An 11,638-nucleotide genomic window follows, 5' to 3' on the forward strand; every position below is an offset into this window, starting at 1 on the left:
CATACCCGATTGAACCAATGCTGGCCGTACCTGGGGAACTACCCTCCGATCGCGACCGGTACGGCCTGGAGGTCAAGTGGGACGGCATCCGCGCGCTCGTGCACCTCGACGGCGTCCTGAGAGTGACGGGACGGCATGGCGTGGAGTACACCCGGCGATACCCGGAAATTTCAGGGTTCGGGGTCAAGAACGCCGTGCTCGACGGCGAGGTCGTGGCGCTGGACCGGCGCGGCAGGCCCAGTTTCGTCCGGCTCCAGCACCGCATGCACCTGACCGACCCGGAACCGGCCGTGCTGGAGCTCTATCCCGTCACGTACATGCCCTTCGACCTGCTCTGCCTGGACGGCAGGCCGCTGTTCGACCTGGCCTACCGCGACCGCCGCGCGCTCCTCGACGAGCTGGACGTCGGCGCGCCCCCGTACTTCCCCGGGGACAGCGACCTGCTGGCCGCCACGCGGGAGCAGGGCCTGGAGGGCGTGGTGGCCAAGCGGCTCGACTCCCCCTACCGGCCGGGCGTGCGCTCGCCGTGGTGGATCAAGGTCAAGCACCTCAGCACCCGGGACGTCGTGATCGGCGGCTGGAAACCCGGCAAGGGCCGCAGAGCGGGCGGGATCGGCTCGCTCGTCATGGGCGTCTTCACCGGTGAAGGGCTGACGTACGTCGGCCACGTGGGAACCGGGTTCACCGACGCCATCCTGGACGACCTCCACCAGGAGCTCCAGCCTCTGGAGATCCCGCGCAGCCCGTTCACGAACGCGGTCCCGTGGAGAAATCGGTGGGTTAGGCCCGATCTCGTCGGGGAGGTGGGCTACACGATGTGGACCGACGAGCTGCGGCTGAGACATCCGGTGTGGCGCGGGCTGCGCGCCGACAAGCTCCCCGCGGAGGTGAGGCTGTGAAGAAGGTGCCGGTCAGGGTCGACGGGCGCGAGCTGACGCTGAGCAACCTGGACAAGGTGCTCTACCCGGAGATCGGCTTCACCAAGGCCGAGGTCATCGACTACTACAGCCGCGTGGCCCCCGTCCTGCTGCCGCACCTCGCCGGCCGGCCCCTGACCGTCAAGCGGTATCCCAACGGCGTCACCGGCCAGTTCTTCTTCGAGAAGAACGCGCCCGAGCACACGCCCGACTGGGTCAGGAAGGTCAACCTGCCCGCCCCCGGCAGCACCAAGAACCGCGAGAGCATCGACTTCGCCGTCATCGAGGACCTGCCGACGCTCGCCTACTACGCCAACCTCGCCGCGCTGGAGCTGCACGTGCCTCAGTGGCGCGTGGACGACGACGGCGCGGCGCTGCCGCCCGACACGCTCGTGTTCGACCTGGACCCGGGCGCGCCGGCGACGATCGTGGAGTGCTGCCGGGTGGCGCTCACGCTGCGCGAGGTGCTGAAGGGCGAGGGGCTCGACGCCAGGCCCAAGACCAGCGGCAACAAGGGCATGCAGCTCTACGCCGGCTGGGACTGCCGCGAGGAGCCCTCGGCGTACGCCAAGAGGCTGGCCCAGGTCCTGGAGAAGGAGCATCCGAAGGAGATCGTCAGCGTCATGGCCAAGAAGGCCAGGCCGGGCAAGGTGTTCATCGACTGGAGTCAGAACAATCCGGCCAAGACCACCGTGGCGCCGTACTCGCTGCGGGCCAGGGAGCGGCCGACGGTCTCGACGCCGCTGCTGTGGAAGGAGGTCGAGGACTGTGAACACCCCGATGACCTGGTGTTCACCGCGCCTGACGTACTCGCCAGAGTGGAGAAGCACGGCGACCTTTTCGGCCGGGCGTAGTCTGGACCCGTCCACACCAAGAGGGGGACCGAAGATGTCGGAAATGGACACCCGCGGGGACGAAAGTGTCTACGACGAGGAGGAGGAAGAGGAGTTGTCGCCGGAGACGCCCGAGGCCGACGCCGCCGAGCAGCATCGTGAGATCCGCGAGGAGACCGCCGGGGCGCGCCGGGAGCTTCCGCTCGACGCCGACCCCGCCGACGCGGCCGACCAGGACCGCGTCGTGGACTACGACGACGACGACTACCGCTGAGCACGGGCCGCCCGCCAGACCGAGCGCGTATGACGATGACCGCCGAGGTGTCGGCTGCCCGCACGTAGGATGTCGGCACAGTTCGCTGAGAGACCAATGGAGACCCGCGTGACCGCAACCCCGGACGCGAAGCCCCGGGGCACCCGGCTGCCCCGACTGGCCCGACGCCGGCAACTGCTGAGCGCCGCGCAGGAAGTGTTCGTGGAGAACGGCTACCACGCGGCCGCCATGGACGAGATCGCCGATCGGGCCGGGGTCAGCAAGCCGGTGCTCTACCAGCACTTCCCCGGCAAGCTGGAGCTCTACCTCGCGCTGCTCGACCTGCACGTCGACGACATGGTCAACCGCTGCCGCGAGGCCCTGGCCTCCACCCACGAGAACAAGCTGCGGGTGCAGGCCACGTTCAGCGCGTTCTTCGACTTCGTCTCCACGCAGGGGGAGGCGTTCCGGCTGGTCTTCGAGTCCGACCTGCGCAACGTCGCGCCCGTGCGCCAGCGGGTGGAGCGGTCCCTGCAGGAGTGCGCCGAGATGGTCAGCGCGGTCATCCAGGAGGACACCGGCTGCACCAGCGACGAGGCCCACCTGCTCGGCGTCGGCCTGGTCGGCATGGCCGAGGTGAGCGCCCGCTACTGGGTCACCGCGCAGGGCTCGATCCCCAAGGACGCGGCCGAGCAGCTCATGGCGCGGCTGGCCTGGCGCGGGATCAGCGGTTTTCCGCGTACGGCATAACCCGTTCGCTGGGCGCGATCATTCACCGCCTCCGGGCCCGCGAACGGCGACGATGGGATCGAGCGCTAACCCAGTCGACTAGGGAGCCACGATGGAAATCAAGATCGGCGTACGCTCGGTACACCGCGAACTCGTTGTCGAGACCGACCTCTCCGCCGAGCAGGTGGAAGAGGAGATCAGGAACGCGCTGTCGGTAGATCGCGGCGTCTTCGCCATCACCGACGTCAAGGGCCGGCGCGTGGTCGTGCCGGTGGCCTCGCTCGGTTTCGTCGAGATCGGTGAGGACGAAGCAAGGCCGGTCGGCTTCGGCGGCACCCTCTAACCACCCCAGAGGCCCACGACGAGGGTACGGCCGTGATCAGCCGTACCCTCACAGCCACACCCGCCGCGCCTCACCAGCCACACGCGCCACACAGGGCTAACCAGCCGTACAGGGCTAACCAGCCGTACAGGCCTAACCAGCCGTACAGGCCGCGCACCGGCATCACGGGCCGGGCCGCACCGGCATCAGGGGTCGCATGCCTCGCCGTCGCCCGGTCGTCCGAGGCGGCAGCCCCGGACGTGAGGGCGGCGCCGCTCGGCGTGATCCCGGCTCTGGTCGCTCGTCGGGCATCCCGCGCTTCCCCTCCGCAGCACGACGCGCGAAGTCCAGCGATTCGGCCCACATCTCGTCAAGGAACTGCCGTAGCGGCGCGAGGCCCTCATGTCTGGGACGGTACATCCCCTTTCGTCCCCTCGCACCGCCAAAAGACCGGACCGGTCTCCTTCAGCACCCGGCAAGATGCGGCCGAGCCCGCGGGCCAGGCCATCCACGGTCGTCCCGCCCACCGGCCGGCGCTAGATGCCGAGGGCTGCCATCCGCTTGTTGTGCGCCTCCGTCAGCGTCGCGAAAAGGCGTGAGATGTCGGGCGTCTCGCCGCCCGCCGCCCTGGCCGACTCCACCAGCAGCAACGCCAGCTCCGGCCGAGCCGTCGCCACCTGCTGCCCCTGGCTGAGCGCCTCGCCGACGAGCCGCCGGGCCCACAGCGCCAGCCGCCCGCCCGCCGTCGGATCGGCCTCGATCCCGGCCCTGACCCGCTCGACGGCGAACTGCGAGCGCGCCTCGTCCACCAGCACCTCGTCCACCAGCTTGACGATCGACGGCTCCAGGTGCCGGGCGGCCTCCCGGTAGAAGTCGAGCGCGATCCCGTCGCCCACGTACGTCTTGACCAGGGCCTGCAGCCAGTCGGCCGGCCGGGTCTGGGCGTGCCAGGCGTCGAGGGCCGTCACGAACGGCGCCATCGCCTCCTCCGGATCGGCCCCCAGCTCGGCCAGGCGGTCGCGCAGCAGGCGGAAGTGGGCGTACTCGGCCACGGCCAGCTCGCTGAGCGCGGCGCGGTCGGCGAGCGAGGGCGCCAGGGTGGCGGCGTCCTCGGTCATCCGGGCGTAGGCGCTGAGCTCGGCGTAAGCTAGAACCCCGAGCAGGTCGACGACTCCAGGAGACTCCTTCATGGAGGCAGCGTACTTCCCGAAATATGCGGGAACATAAGCGAGCTCGGCCAGCGTTGTGGTATCGAGTACACTGCTCTGTGAAAGTGCGACCGCACTGTGTTAGTTCGGGGGATTCCCCCGATAACCCCCGATTCCCCGGGTGCGCGGTCGCTGATGACGCGAGAGGGCTGGCTCTACCGCGAGGACCCACGTAACGGGGGCTGTTTTCCGCCCGTCGGTCCCGGCAGGCCCGCCTTCATTTGAGACTGAGGCAGGCCACGCTGACGACTTTCCGAGACCTCGGAGTCACACCAGAGATCGCCGATGCCCTCGAGACCGAGGGTATCGTCACACCGTTCCCCATCCAGGAGATGGCGCTCCCGCTCGCCCTGAGCGGCCAGGACCTCATCGGCCAGGCGCGCACGGGCACGGGCAAGACCTACGCGTTCGGCATCGCGATGCTCCAGAGCATCGGCAAGCCGCGCAAGAACCGCAAGAAGCCCCGCGGGCTGGTCGTCGTGCCGACCCGCGAGCTGGCCGTCCAGGTCAGTGAGGACCTGGTCACCGCGGCCGGCAAGCTCGGCTCCCGAGTCCTGACCGTCTACGGCGGCCGGGCGTACGAGCCGCAGATCGAGGCGCTCAAGGCCGGGGTCGACGTCATCGTCGGCACCCCGGGCCGTCTGCTCGACCTGGTCAAGCAGAAGCACCTCGACCTGAGCCAGGTCACCTCCCTCGTGCTCGACGAGGCCGACCGGATGATGGACCTGGGCTTCCTGCCCGACATCGAGCGGATCTTCAAGCTGATCCCCGCGGAGCGGCAGACGATGCTGTTCTCGGCCACCATGCCGGGCGAGATCGTCACGCTGTCCCGCAAATACCTCAACCGTCCCACCCACGTGCGCGCGGAGATGGAGAGCGGCGAGGGCGAGACCACCCCGCAGGTGCGGCAGATCGTCTGGCGCGCCCACCGGATGGACAAGATCGAGATCGTCGCCCGGCTGCTCCAGGCCGAGGGCCGCGGGCTCACCATGGTCTTCTGCGAGACCAAGCGGGCCTGCGACATGGTCTCCGAACAGCTCGACACGCGTGGTTTCGCGGTCGCGGCCGTCCACGGCGACCTCGGCCAGGGCCAGCGCGAGCAGGCGCTGCGCGCCTTCCGCAACGGCAAGATCGACGTGCTGGTGGCCACCGACGTGGCGGCCCGCGGCATCGACATCGACGACGTCACCCACGTGGTCAACTACGACTGCCCCACGGACGACAAGACGTACGTGCACCGCATCGGCCGTACCGGCCGGGCCGGGCGCACGGGCATCTCGGTCACCTTCGTGGAGTGGGAGGAGCTGACCCGCTGGAAGATGATCAACCAGATGCTCGGGCTCGACTTCGCCGAGCCGGAGGAGACCTACTCCACCTCGCCGCACGTCTACACCGAGCTGAACATCCCCCCGGGCACCAAGGGCGTCCTGCCGCACGCGAGCCGTTCGCGCGCCGGGCTGTCGGCGGAGCGCATCGAGGACCTCGGTGAGACCGGCCGCACCCGCACCCGCGGCGGCAACCGCCGGCGCGAGGAGCGCGAAGAGCGCGAGCGCCCGCCGCGCGCCCAGCGCCAGCGTCGCCGCACCCGCGGCGGCAGGGAACTGGCCGAAACCGCACCCGCCGAGACGCCGGAGGTCGAGATCGTGGCCACCAAGACGGAGGAGACTCCCGCCATCTTCACGCCCGACGAGGTCCAGACGGCGGCCGCCGAGCCGAAGCGCACGCGCGTCCGCAGCAGGGGGGCCGCGTCGTCGGCCATCGAGCAGGCGCTGACCGAGGCACCGGAGACCCCGGTGAAGCGGACCCGCACCCGCAAGGCCGCCGACCAGCCCCAGGCCGCCGACCCGCGGCCGCGCGAGGAGGCCGAGGAGGCCGCCGAGGCGCCCGCGCGCAGCCGGGCGGCCGAGGCGGCTCCGGTGGAGCCGGTCCGGAGCCGGGCGGCCGAGGCCGCGCCCGAGCCGGTCGTGGCGTCCGTGCCGGAGCCGAGCTTCCTGGCCACGCCTCCGCCGCCGGTCCGCAAGGAGCCGGAGCGCATCATCCCGCCGAGCCCGTTCGCGGTGATCTTCCAGTCGCCCGACCTGGCCACGGACGACGATGACATCGCGCCGTCCGCGGCGACCGAGCGCAAGCAGCAGCGCCGCCAGTCCCGTGGCGGTGGCGGCGGCGGCAACCGCCGCCGCGCGGGCTAGCGACAACGGAACAAGGCGCGCATCCCGTTCGCGGGGTGCGCGCCTTTTTCGTCCGTAGCGGCGCCGAGGCCGGGAGGGAGCCGTACGCGCCCCTCACGGCCTCACGGACGCACCGCCCGCCATATGCGCCCTCCACGCATCGCAGGGCCCGAGAGGCCGCCTCAGAGCCCGCCACGCCCGACTGGGGACGAGGACGTCGCCCGCCCACCTCCGGAGCGTGAAAGCCGCAAAGCTCACAAGTCGCCACAACTCGCACCAGCGTCGAAGCTTTGCCGGTGTCGAGGCGCTGACCTCTGGGTATTGTTGCCCCACGTGAGTACGCCGCGATTCCTCGACCTGCCACCCGGTGTGACGCCGCAGAAGCTCGAAACGCCCCATGGCGCGTTCGCGGCTCTGGAGGCGCTTCCGGTCAGCGGCGTGGTCGAGCGCTGGCCCGCCCTCCTGGTCCCCGGCCTGACCGGCAGCAAGGAAGACTTCATCGCGGTCCTGATGACCCTGGCCCAGTCCGGCCGCCGGGTGGTGGCCGTCGACCTGCGCGGCCAGTACGAGACCCCGGGCCCCGACGACCCCGCCGCCTACACCTGCGCCGCCCTCGGGGCCGACGTCGACCTGCTGGCCCAGGCCATCGGCGGGGGCGACCCCGTCCACCTGGTGGGCCACTCCTTCGGCGGCCTGGTCGGGCGGGAGGCCGTGATCGACGGGCGCACCCGGTTCGCCTCGTTCACGCTGATGAGCTCGGGCCCGGCGGCCATCGAGGGCAGGCGGGCGCGCAACGGCCGGGAGATCATGGACGAGATCCCGGCCCTGGGGCTCGAACACCTCTGGCACCACCGGATGGAGCCCGAGGCGCTGGCCGCCGACGTCTCCGACGAGATCCTGGCGTTCCTGCGCAAGCGGCTGCTGACCAACTCCCCCACCGGCCTGGCCCGCATGGCCGAGCAGGTCCTGCACGCCCACGACCGCACCGACGAGCTGCGCCAGATCGAGATCCCCACCCTGGTCCTCTACGGCGAGCACGACGACGGCTGGTCGCCCGAGACCCAGTCAGAGACGGCCGCCCGGCTCGGCGCCGACTGCGTGGTCGTGCCCGGCGCGGTCCACTCCCCCGCCGTCGAGGCGCCGGAGACGACGGCCGCCGCGCTGGTCAGGTTCTGGAACGCGGCCGAGAAGCACTATTTGGACACAAGGTCCAACACCATGTAATCCTTTACTTACTATGACGGACGAACTCGTCGTCCAGGCGCCGCGGAGCGTGACCTGGCAGGTGCACCTCGACCGTTCGATGTGGGTGGGCGGCGTCCGCGGCCTGATGTTGCAGGCGCTGCACCCGCTGGCCATGCTCGGCGTCTGGCAGAACTCCACCTTCCAGGACGACCCCTTCGGCCGCCTGCGCCGCACCGCCGACTTCGTGGGCCGGGTGACGTTCGGCAGCCCGGCGGAGGCCGACGAGATCGGCAGGCGGGTGCGCGGCATCCACAAGGCGCTGCGCATCACCGATCCGCGCACCGGGCGCACCCACCGGGTGGACGACCCGGAGCTGCTGCTGTGGGTCCACTGCGCGGAGGTGTCGTCGTACCTGGAGGTGGCCAGGCGCGGCGGGCTCGGGCTGAGCGAGCGGCAGGCCGACCGTTACCTGCGCGAGCAGCGCAGGAGCGCCTCCTACGTCGGGCTGCACCCTGAAGACGTGCCGGGCTCGTGCGCCGAGATGGACGCCTACTTCAAGCAGGCCCGGCCCGCCCTGCGGGTGACCGAGGAGGCGGCGGCGGCCGTGCGGTTCCTGCTGTGGCCCCGGCTGCCGCGCGGGCTGCGCATGCTGTCGCCGGGCAAACCGGCCTACTTCCCCTTCGGCGCGCTCTGCTACTACACGCTCCCGGAGTGGGCCCGCCGCATGTACGGCGTGCTGCCCGAGGTGCCCCCCGCGGCGGTCACCGCGGCGCTGAGGGCGTTCCGGCTGGGCATGAACGCGCTGCCGGAGCCGGTGCACGACCGGGCGTTCATGCCCTCGACGCGGGCGATGCTGGCGGGCGCGCGGGCCCGGCTCGGCGCGGCCGGCTACGACGTGAGCAAGGGGCTCAAGGGCCTGACCGACCCCCGTCGCTGGCCGGCGGCGCGGGCCGCCTGACCATTCCGCCGGGGATCAGTCGGCCAGGCCGTCCCAGGGGTTGCGGTCGGAGCCGGCGGCCTGGCCCTCCGGGCAGTGGCGGCGGAAGTCGCACCACGAGCAGAGCGGGCCGGGGCTTGCGGCGAACACCGCATCGAGCTCGGCGGGAACCTGGGCCGGGCCGACGACGGGACGCTCGCCCGCTCCCCGGCCCTGCGCCGAGGCCGGGCGCTTGGTCGAGGTGGGGGCGCCCATCACGGCGCGGTAGCGGTCGTCGGCGGTGGCGGCCTCGACGGCGATCTCCTCGGCGCGGCGCAGGTGCCGGCCCAGCGACTCGTCGGTGTGGCGCCACTCGACGATCTCGCCGGTGGGCAGGTGGTGCAGCTCGACCGCCCGGCACGGGGTGCGCATCATCGTGGAGGCCGCGATGGCGTACGTGGCCAGGGCCAGGGACGAGCGGGCGTCGTCCTGGGTCAGCGGGCGGCGGCCGGTCTTGTAGTCGACCACGACCAGCTCGTCGCCGCGCCGGTCGAGCCGGTCGATGCGCCCGGACAGCGCGACCACCTTGGTACGCGTGGCGACCGTGCGCTCGACGCCGACCGGATCGTCCGCGGGATCTAAGGTCGTGACATATCCGGACACGAGGTCGCGGGCCCGGCCCAGCCACTCGGCCGACTGCTCGGCGTCCCTGAACCCCTCGGTGATCCACCCGTTCGTGAGCAGGACGGCGGCCGTCAGCGGCGTGCGCCGCTCGTACGGCTCGCGCCACCAGGCCGCCAGCGCGTTGTGCACGCTGGCCCCGACGCTGTTGTGCGCCCAGGCGGGCCCCTTGGAGGGCTGCGGCCGGTCCAGGTAGGTGAACCGGTAGCGGCGGCGGCAGTCGAGCCAGGTGTTCAACCGCGACGGCGTGCACGCGTAGAGCCGCCGCGGCATCCCGTCCAGCGGAAGCTGGTCGTACACCTACTCGTCGCCGGGGCCGAGCTTGATGCCGGAGACCCTGGTGCCGTCGGTCAGCGGGCCCTCGTCGTCGCGCGCGGCGGCCGGGTCGCGGGTCAGCGAGCCCGACACCCAGTCGTCGAAGTGCGGCTCCAGGTCGCCGACGGTGACCTCGTCACCGTGGTTGGCCAGCACCCGCGTGTCGGCCGGCAGCGTGAACAGCCGGCCGCCGATCGAGGTGAGCTGGTCGGCCAGCGCCGGGTACTCGCCGCCGAGCTTGCCCGGCCCGTCGGCCTGCAGGGCCTTGCCGGTGAAGACGGCGCCCAGCGCCTCGCAGTAGAGCGAGATCCCGCCGGGCGTGACGCCGGGCGTCTCCATGACGTCGAGCTGGACGTCGGCGACGCCGAAGACGCCGTCGTCCTCCATGTCGATGTCGGGCCAGGTCTCCCGCCAGGTCTCCCGCCACAGCGGCTTGTCCTTGGGGTGCAGGGCGACGACCGCCTCGTCTCTGCTGGCCACCTCGATGGCCGCGCCGACGTGGTCGGGCAGGCCCGCGGTGCAGATGACGGCCAGCACCTCACGCTCGCCCACCTGCTCGAGGATCTTCTCGGCGTCACGCGCCGCGTCGATGACGATGACTTCGTCGTCGTCACCGATGATCCAGGTGTTGTTCTCGACCTTGTGCTCGGTGCCGTCGATGTCGACGACGCCCTCGGTCACCACTCGCTCGATACGCGCTGTCACGCTTCCGAACTTTAGCCCGTCTGCATGAGAGCGCGAATCGCGTTGATGATGAGTTGCACGGCGAGCGCCGAGAGCAGCAGGCCGGCGATCCTGGTGACCAGCTCCACGCCGTTCTCCTTGATGACGCGGATGATGCTGACCGAGAAGCGCATGAACAGCCACAGCAGGATGTGCACGGCGGCGATGGCCAGCATCAGCGCGGCCAGCCCGTCGGCGCGCCCCTCGGCCTGCTGGGCGAAGACGATGGTCGCCACGATCGCGCCGGGCCCGGCCAGCAGCGGCGTGCCGAGCGGCACCAGGGCGACGTTGACGTTCGAGCGCACGGTGTCGGTGCGCGGCTCGGCCGTGCCGCGCAGCAGCTCCAGGGCCACCAGCAGGAGCAGCAGGCCGCCGGCGATCTGCATGGCCGGCACCTCGACGTGCAGGTACGACAGGATGGCCCGCCCGAACACCGCGAACACCACCACCAGGCAGAACGCCGTCACCGCGGCCTGCCAGGCGATGCGCCTGCGCTCGGCCGGGGTGCGGCCGAAGGTGTAGGCGAGGAAGAGCGGGATGACTCCCGGCGGGTCCATGATCACGAACATCGTCACGAACGCCTCGACGAAGAACCTGACCCCGGACACCGCTCCCCCAACCGGCCGCCCGGGGGAGGCGATCCTGTGCTCAGCCCCGCGCCCGATCCCGCGGGCGCGCGATTACCGGCCCTCAGTCTTCCAGCAGCGGCGAGAACCCGCCGAACGGCACCTCGAACTCGCGGTCGCGGGCGTCCTGGAGGGACAGCTCGGCCAGCGCGATCATGCAGCCGGCCTCGGCGGGCCAGGCGATGGTCCACAGCCAGTTGCCGAGCGCCTCGCCGGCGTAGACGGCCCGGTCGTCGATGCCGGCCAGGCACCACATGGCCGTGGGATGCCCCAGCACCTCGATCTTCGCGTTGGGCGGCCCGGAGTCGAACCCCTCGCCGGGGTCGGGCCCGTCGAGCCCCGCGAACGTCGCGCCGAGCCCGACGCCCGGCTCCTCGGCGATGACCAGCAGGTCGGCCGGCCCTTCGATCGGCGAGGGCCCGCTGAGCGCGACCACGCTGGCCCGCGAGCCGGTACGTTCGTCGCCGACCTCGCCGAACCCGGTGACCGTCCAGCCGGGCGGCAATGGCCAGGGCAGCCACACGGGCACCACCGAGCGTTTCCGCATGGCCTCCAGCGATTCGCCCGTGGGCGGTCGCGGAGGCTGGTACGGCAGGACGTCGCCGTGCGTGTCGCAATGGAACGCACTGGACGGGGTGCTCGACCCGTGAAGCGGGCCGAAGCACCTTGGGCAGGTAGGAGCCGCTCTCACAGCTACCCACGGTGCTTCCTCCGGCACGGTCGCGTCAAGACCGGGACCCGTTATCCCGTCGTAATCTTGGT

At 71.3% G+C, this 11,638-nt stretch carries 13 protein-coding genes; 8 read left to right on the plus strand and 5 right to left on the minus strand.

The genetic code is table 11. The features are described from left to right. Positions 1 to 17 precede the first annotated feature (17 nt). From ligD (ACIBQ8_RS15805) to ACIBQ8_RS15825, 5 genes are all read left to right on the plus strand, one after another. A complete protein-coding gene (gene ligD, locus ACIBQ8_RS15805) occupies positions 18 to 899 on the plus strand; it encodes a non-homologous end-joining DNA ligase (protein WP_397192269.1) in 882 nt (293 codons plus the stop codon). Continuing rightward, a complete protein-coding gene (ligD, locus tag ACIBQ8_RS15810; protein WP_397177077.1) occupies positions 896 to 1,771 on the plus strand; it encodes a non-homologous end-joining DNA ligase in 876 nt (291 codons plus the stop codon). The genes ligD (ACIBQ8_RS15805) and ligD (ACIBQ8_RS15810) overlap by 4 nt, the downstream gene beginning before the upstream one ends. Before the next feature lie 43 nt (positions 1,772 to 1,814). After that, the gene (locus ACIBQ8_RS15815) at positions 1,815 to 2,024 is read left to right on the plus strand and encodes a hypothetical protein (protein ID WP_397192270.1); all 210 of its coding nucleotides are present in this window, start codon (positions 1,815 to 1,817) and stop codon (positions 2,022 to 2,024) included. A 108-nt stretch (positions 2,025 to 2,132) separates the two neighbouring features. Further along, positions 2,133 to 2,753 carry a TetR/AcrR family transcriptional regulator gene (locus ACIBQ8_RS15820; protein ID WP_352319259.1) on the plus strand — a complete coding sequence of 207 codons (621 nt, stop codon included), beginning with the start codon at positions 2,133 to 2,135 and terminating at the stop codon, positions 2,751 to 2,753. Between the two features lie 91 nt (positions 2,754 to 2,844). Continuing rightward, complete coding sequence (locus ACIBQ8_RS15825) at positions 2,845 to 3,075, plus strand: DUF3107 domain-containing protein (RefSeq protein ID WP_397177073.1); 231 nt, start codon at positions 2,845 to 2,847, stop codon at positions 3,073 to 3,075. Positions 3,076 to 3,590: 515 nt separating this feature from the next. Here ACIBQ8_RS15825 and ACIBQ8_RS15830 read toward each other — a convergent pair. Continuing rightward, positions 3,591 to 4,244: a ferritin-like fold-containing protein gene (locus ACIBQ8_RS15830; protein ID WP_397177072.1), complete on the minus strand. Its 654-nt coding sequence runs from the start codon at positions 4,242 to 4,244 to the stop codon at positions 3,591 to 3,593. Positions 4,245 to 4,594: 350 nt separating this feature from the next. On the opposite strand from ACIBQ8_RS15830, the gene ACIBQ8_RS15835 reads away from it, so the two are divergent. The 3 genes from ACIBQ8_RS15835 (at position 4,595) to ACIBQ8_RS15845 (ending at position 8,573) form a co-directional block, all read left to right on the plus strand. Further along, positions 4,595 to 6,451, plus strand: a complete 1,857-nt coding sequence (locus tag ACIBQ8_RS15835; RefSeq protein ID WP_397177070.1) for a DEAD/DEAH box helicase — start codon at positions 4,595 to 4,597, stop codon at positions 6,449 to 6,451. Positions 6,452 to 6,763: 312 nt separating this feature from the next. After that, a complete protein-coding gene (locus tag ACIBQ8_RS15840) occupies positions 6,764 to 7,654 on the plus strand; it encodes an alpha/beta fold hydrolase (RefSeq protein WP_397192271.1) in 891 nt (296 codons plus the stop codon). Between the two features lie 13 nt (positions 7,655 to 7,667). Then, on the plus strand, positions 7,668 to 8,573 hold the full coding sequence (locus ACIBQ8_RS15845) for an oxygenase MpaB family protein (RefSeq protein ID WP_397192272.1): 906 nt from the start codon (positions 7,668 to 7,670) through the stop codon (positions 8,571 to 8,573). Positions 8,574 to 8,588: 15 nt separating this feature from the next. Here the strand turns inward: ACIBQ8_RS15845 and ACIBQ8_RS15850 are convergent, their stop codons facing one another. The 4 genes from ACIBQ8_RS15850 to ACIBQ8_RS15865 form a co-directional block, all read right to left on the minus strand. Continuing rightward, positions 8,589 to 9,512 carry a RecB family exonuclease gene (locus ACIBQ8_RS15850; RefSeq protein ID WP_397177064.1) on the minus strand — a complete coding sequence of 308 codons (924 nt, stop codon included), beginning with the start codon at positions 9,510 to 9,512 and terminating at the stop codon, positions 8,589 to 8,591. Continuing rightward, positions 9,513 to 10,232 (minus strand): MBL fold metallo-hydrolase, encoded by a 720-nt coding sequence (locus tag ACIBQ8_RS15855; RefSeq protein ID WP_352352854.1) that lies wholly within the window; start codon positions 10,230 to 10,232, stop codon positions 9,513 to 9,515. It abuts the gene before it with no gap. 11 nt (positions 10,233 to 10,243) lie between these two features. Then, entirely contained in the window at positions 10,244 to 10,858 is a 615-nt protein-coding gene (locus ACIBQ8_RS15860; RefSeq protein ID WP_352319244.1) for a MarC family protein, read from the minus strand. Between the two features lie 82 nt (positions 10,859 to 10,940). Continuing rightward, entirely contained in the window at positions 10,941 to 11,594 is a 654-nt protein-coding gene (locus ACIBQ8_RS15865) for a DUF6758 family protein (RefSeq protein WP_397192273.1), read from the minus strand. Between the last annotated feature and the right edge of the window lie 44 nt (positions 11,595 to 11,638).

Origin of the sequence: Nonomuraea sp. NPDC049646, from assembly GCF_044465525.1 — a bacterium.
GTDB lineage: Bacteria > Actinomycetota > Actinomycetes > Streptosporangiales > Streptosporangiaceae > Nonomuraea.

What these genes read in the sequence shown, in the direction of transcription:
- ACIBQ8_RS15815 (WP_397192270.1), top strand. Translation starts at nt 1,815, where the DNA reads ATGGACACCCGCGGGGACGAAAGTGTCTACGACGAGGAGGAGGAAGAG.
- ligD (WP_397192269.1), top strand. Translation starts at nt 18, where the DNA reads ATGCTGGCCGTACCTGGGGAACTACCCTCCGATCGCGACCGGTACGGC.
- ACIBQ8_RS15845 (WP_397192272.1), top strand. Translation starts at nt 7,668, where the DNA reads ATGACGGACGAACTCGTCGTCCAGGCGCCGCGGAGCGTGACCTGGCAG.
- ACIBQ8_RS15835 (WP_397177070.1), top strand. Translation starts at nt 4,595, where the DNA reads ATGGCGCTCCCGCTCGCCCTGAGCGGCCAGGACCTCATCGGCCAGGCG.
- ACIBQ8_RS15830 (WP_397177072.1), bottom strand. Translation starts at nt 4,244, where the DNA reads ATGAAGGAGTCTCCTGGAGTCGTCGACCTGCTCGGGGTTCTAGCTTAC.
- ACIBQ8_RS15825 (WP_397177073.1), top strand. Translation starts at nt 2,845, where the DNA reads ATGGAAATCAAGATCGGCGTACGCTCGGTACACCGCGAACTCGTTGTC.